Consider the following 1,595-nt stretch of genomic DNA (forward strand, 5'->3'; position numbering starts at 1 on the left):
AGCCGGAGAGGCAGAAACAACAGTACCCACGGGCCGCCGGCGCCCACCGCCCGGCCGAGGTTAACGCACAGCCTACCGGAATGAACGCGCAGCTGGCCGAGATGAATTCACGGCGAACGTCCGAGGGTCGGGCGGTACGGAACACGCCGGGCCTGACACGGAACGCATACGTTCGTCGCACGACATATCGGCCTGACCGTGCATGTGGGGATGAGGCGGACGTGGGCTGGCTGAGCACTGAGAGCATCGTGGCCGTACTCACCGCGGTGCTCGGCATCATGGCCTCCTTCGCCGTGGTCTGGTACGAGCGCCGGGTGCCTCGCCGCAGACGCATCGGCTACCGCGTGCAGATGGACACTCCCATCGGCAGCGACAACCGCGGTGGGCAGAGCCAGGCGGACATGCGGCTCGGCCTGTTCAACGACCTCCCCGACATGTCGGATGCCACCCTCGTCCTCCTGCGCGTCGAGAACGACGGCGCGGAGGGCATCACCGACACCGACTACACCAGCAACGGCCTCACCGTCGTCTTCGCCGAGCGAACTGTCAGGGGCGTCGCCGTCACCCAGTCCGGCGCCGAGCACCTGATGGACCACTTCGCCCCGCCGGGGGCCATGCGGCACAGCGGCAGCACGATCTCCCTGCCCCGCGTCCCGCTCAACCGCGGCCAGCACTACAAGCTGCTCGTGCTGCTCACCGGCGGCCAGGTCGGCAGCGGTGTCCGGGTCACCGGCGGGATCCGGGACGGCAATGTGGAGCTCAACCGCAGCACAACAGTCGACGACACCCCGCCCCTGTTCAGCAGACCCGCTCGTTGGATCACCATTCTGCTCACCATCTGCGTCATGGCACTGGCGGTCATCGTCGTCCGCCGGGACGTGCCGGCGCCCATCGGCTGCGCCACCGGAAAACTCACTGTCATCGGTTCGACGGCCTTCGCGCCGGTCGTACGAGAAATCGCCGAGAAATACGAGTCGGACTGCCCGGGCACGAGAGTCACGGTGAACCCGCACGGCAGCAACGAGGGTATCCAGGAGCTGGCGGAGGCCGCGGCCGAGACCACCGGCGGGCCGCCAGCGGTGATCTCCGTCTATGACGGTTCCAAGCCGGCCGGCTATCCGCAGATGACGGGGGAGCGCGTCGCGGTCTCCGCGTTCGCGCTGGTGGTGAACGACCGCGTGTCGACCGTGGATCTCACGGTCGACCAGATACGGAGGATCTACCGGGGTGACGTCCTCAACTGGAGCCAGGTCGGCGGCCCCGACCTGCCCGTCCTGTTGGTGAGCCGGGACGCCAACTCAGGTACCCGTGACCTGTTCCGGCGGCGCATTCTCGACGGGCTCGGAGAGCCGGCACTGACCTCGCTGGACTGTGAGCACAAGAACTCCCCGCAGGACAGGGTCGTCCGTTGTGAACTCGACAGCACCGAACGGGTGCTGCGGACCGTGGCGAAACTCCCCGGCGCCATCGGCTACAGCGAGCTGCAGGCCGCCGTCGCGTCCAGCGGCCTGCATGCTCTGCGTATCAACGGCCAGATGCCGTCGATCGAGACCATCGGTGGCGACGCCTACCCTTTCACGGAGATCGAGTACGCC

At 67.6% G+C, this 1,595-nt stretch carries 1 protein-coding gene; it reads left to right on the forward strand.

All coding sequences use genetic code 11. From position 1 onward, the window contains the following. Positions 1-221 precede the first annotated feature (221 nt). On the forward strand, positions 222-1,595 hold a 1,374-nt coding region (locus NBW84_RS01435; RefSeq protein ID WP_250280958.1), incomplete at its 3' end, for a substrate-binding domain-containing protein.

Source organism: Protofrankia sp. CiP1_Cm_nod2 (assembly GCF_920664355.1).
Taxonomy (GTDB): domain Bacteria; phylum Actinomycetota; class Actinomycetes; order Frankiales; family Frankiaceae; genus Protofrankia.